Source organism: Nonomuraea candida (assembly GCF_000725485.1).
In the GTDB taxonomy this organism is placed as follows: domain Bacteria; phylum Actinomycetota; class Actinomycetes; order Streptosporangiales; family Streptosporangiaceae; genus Nonomuraea; species Nonomuraea candida.
In genome coordinates, this window is the sequence record NZ_JOAG01000106.1 from 1 (window position 1) to 3,618 (window position 3,618).

Here is a 3,618-nt window from a genome sequence, read left to right on the forward strand (position 1 = left end):
CTCCAGAGCGCCGACGTTGGCGACCCGGTACTTCACTTCGACTTCCTGGACCCCGCCGGTCACGTCAGCCTCCCCTGTCGCTGTGACCTGGCGAGCCTATCCACTGGGGGCGGCGGCGGGCGGTGGAAACCACCCACTGCTCGCTGCTTCCTACGCGATCCGACGCACGGGCACTGACAGCTCGACCTCGATCCACTCCCACGGCACGCCCAGCTCCGGCGGCACCGGCCGCCGCCACGGGCCGCGCGACGGCAGGTAGAACGCCGGCTCGGTGAAGTACCGGTAGGCCGCGGTGGGCAGCGCCACCGGCACGTACCCCTCCGCGACCGCCTTGCCGAGGAGCTGCTCCCGCATGCGCTGCTCGATCCCCTCACGGAAGGGCACGTCTTGGGGTCGTGGTCATATCCGGCCGGAAATTCCCGCTAAGCCACCGGCAACGCGATCGCGTCCAGCACGCGGCGCGAGAGTCGGTCTCGATTTGGGCGTACCAGCGGGTAGTGATCTAAGGTGCGCGTAGCGTGACGCGTTGTGGCACAGGAGTATTTGTCCGCCGCACAAGTTGACCGGTATGGCCGGTTCGTGGCGGACCCGACGCCGGAAGAACTGGAGAGGCTCTTCTTCCTGGACGCCGCCGCGCTGGAAGAAGCGCGGGACAAACGGCGCTTGCACAACCGCCTGGGCTGGGCCATCCAGTGGGGCACGGTGCGCATGCTCGGCACGTTCCTGACCGACTCCGGCCCGGCCGACGTGCCTCAGGTGGTGGTCGAGTACGTGGCCGAGCAGCTGGGGATCGCCGACGCCTCGGTGGTGAAGCTGTACGGCGATCGCCCGTCCCGGGAGGCGATGAAGGTCGCCACTTCCTCTTCCGCGGCGGAGAACTCGCGATAGCCGAGCATGGTCCGGATCTTTCCGGCGTGCTCGTAGGGGGTGTTCGCCGGGCATCACCACCTTGTCCCGGTTGGTGACCGAGGTGCGGCGGGTCGAGCTGGAGGCGATCAACCGCGCGCTGGCCGAGGCCGCGCCGCCGCCGATGCGGGCCGAGTTGGTGGAGACCCTGCAGGTGCCGGATGGCAAGGAGCAGCACCCGGTTGTTGATCAGCCACAGCACCGCCCGGTCGAACAGCTCCCGGCGCGAGTCCCGGCTCTTGCGCAAGGTCTCCACCCTGGAGTGGATGCGCACCGCGGTGACCAAGGTGTCGGGCACCGGGATGGAGCAGGCCCTGGATCGCACCTCCTACGTGCTGGGGCTGGGCACCGGGGCGGTGGACTGTAGCGAGGTTGCGCCGGTGAAGCTGGCCGAGCTGGCCCGGTTCGGGATGACGGCCAAGGCGTTCCGGATCAAACAGTTGGAGGACGACCGCCGCCTGGCCACGCTGCTGGCCACGGTGCGGCAGTTGGAGGGCACCGCCGTCGATGACGCGCTGCTGCTGTTCGACCTGCTGATGTCGACGGTGCTGCTGGCCCGGGCCGGCAGGGCGGCCGACAAGGAGAAGCTGTGCAACCTGCCCCGGCTGCGGGTGGCCGCCTCCCGGCTGGCGACCGCGTGGACGATCCTGCTGGAGACGCCACCCTCCGGCCCAGAGGAGGAAGGCCAGGGCCCGGGCGGCGAGCCGCACGTGCTCACCGTGCCGGAGGTGCTGGACCAGGTCGAGCAGGTGGTCTCCCGGCAGCAGCTGGCGGCCGCGGTGGAGACGGTGCTGGAGTTGCTGCCGCTGCCCACCACCGAGGACGACGGCGACCTGGAATGGCGGGTGGAACTCCTCGACCGCTTCGGCACCGTTAAGCCCTTCATCGACATGCTGGCCTCGGTGATCCCCTGGGGATGCACCGCGGCGGGCTCGCCGATCCTGGCCGCGCTGCGCGCGCTGCCCCGCCTGATGGCCGCGCGCAAGCCCGGACGGGAGCACATCAAGGGGTTCGAGGACATGGTGACCGGCTCCTGGCGGCGCCTGGTGTTCGGCAACCCGAAGCTGGACCCGCCGCTGATCGACAGGCCCGCCTACACCTTCTGCATCCTGGAGGCCCTGCACGCGGCTCTGCGACGGCGCGACATCTACGCGGTCGGCGCCGACAAGTGGGGCAACCCGCGCGCCCGGCTGATCGAGGAACGGCTGTGGGTGCGCGAGCGCGCCTCGGTGCTGACCTCGCTCGGGCTGGACGCCGACCCGGCCGTGCACCTGCGCGAGCTGGCCGACCTGCTGGACGGCGCCTACCGGGAGGTCGCCGCCGGGCTGCCGGACAACGCGGCGGTGTCCATCAAGGGCGGCAAGCTGCACCTGGCCCGGCTACAGGCGGCCCCGGAGCCGGAAGGGTTCACCGCGATACACGACGCGGTGCAGGCGATGCTGCCCCGCATCGACTATCCCGAGCTGCTGCTGGAGGTGCACGCCCGCACCGGCATGTTCGACTACTTCACCCACATCACCGGCTCGCACGTGCGCCGCGACGACCTCGACATCACCCTGGCCGCGCTGACGGTGGCGCGCTCGTGCAACGTGGGCTTGATCCCGGTGATCAAGGCCGGGACGCCCGCGCTGACCGCGGCCCGGCTGATCGGCGTGGAGAAGGGCTACTTCCACGGCGAGGGCATCGCCGCGGCGTCCGGGCGGCTGGCGGACCAGCAGGCCGAGATCGACATCACCGCCGACTGGGGCGGCGGGCTGGTCGCGTCGGTGGACGGGATGCGGTTCGTCGTCCCGGTCCGCTCGTTATACGCCCGGCCGTCCCCTCTCTATTTCGGTGTCGGGAAGAGGCCGAGGGGCGCCACCTGGCTGAACGTCGTCTCGGACAAGGTGATGGGGCTGGGCGGGCTGGTGGTGCCCGGCACGCTGCGCGACTCGCTGTACATCCTGGACGCCATCCACCGCCTGGACGCCACCGAGCAGCCCGAGGTGGTGGTGACCGACACGGGAAGCTACAGCGACCTGGTGTACGGCATGTTCGCCATGTGCGGCTACCAGTTCGCGCCCCGGCACGCCGACATCTCCGACACCCAGCTGTGGTGGATCGACACGGCGATGCTGGAGGGCGGCCTGACCACCGGCACGCGCGCCACCAACGGCTGGGGCGCCTTCAACAGCCTGGGACTGCGCCGCGTCTCCATCCCTGCCATCGTGCAGCACTGGGACGACATGGCCCGGGTGGCCGGATCCCTGTCCACGAACCAGGTCCGCGCCTACGACCTGATCAAGATGATGACCGCCGACGGCCGCCTGACCGGCCTGGGCAACGCCTTCGCCCACTACGGCCGCATCTTCAAGACGCTCCACCTGCTGCAGGTCCTGCACGTGGAGGACTACCGCAGGATGATCGGGGCGCAGCTGAACGTCGGCGAGTCCCGCCACACGCTGGCCCGGCGGGTGTTCTTCGGCAACCTCGGCCGGCTGATCCGCGGCTATCAACGCGGCATGGAGGACCAGGTCGGGGCTTTGGGGCTGGGGATCAATGCGATCGTCTGGTGGAATTCGCTCTATATCGACGCGGCCGTGAAGCGTCTGGAGGCCGGCGAACTGGGCATCAAGGGCGGCGAAGTCACGCCGGAGATCCGTGCCCGCCTCTCGCCCTTGCTGTTCGAGCACATCAACTTCCACGGGTTCTACCCGTTCAACCGCCCGGAAC

General features: G+C 69.9%; 3 protein-coding genes. 2 read left to right on the forward strand and 1 reads right to left on the reverse strand.

Annotated elements, in window-relative coordinates; translation table 11 throughout:
* Positions 1-150: 150 nt before the first annotated feature.
* Positions 151-384, reverse strand: a complete 234-nt coding sequence (locus IO39_RS43180; protein WP_043637472.1) for a hypothetical protein — start codon at positions 382-384, stop codon at positions 151-153.
* A gap of 144 nt (positions 385-528) precedes the next feature.
* Here IO39_RS43180 and IO39_RS43185 point away from each other — a divergent pair, with 144 nt between their 5' ends.
* Together IO39_RS43185 and IO39_RS43190 are read left to right on the forward strand one after the other, a co-directional pair.
* Positions 529-888: a DUF4158 domain-containing protein gene (locus IO39_RS43185; protein WP_052424144.1), complete on the forward strand. Its 360-nt coding sequence runs from the start codon at positions 529-531 to the stop codon at positions 886-888.
* Between the two features lie 179 nt (positions 889-1,067).
* The coding region (locus IO39_RS43190; protein ID WP_157549814.1) for a Tn3 family transposase at positions 1,068-3,618 on the forward strand (2,551 nt) is incomplete at its 3' end.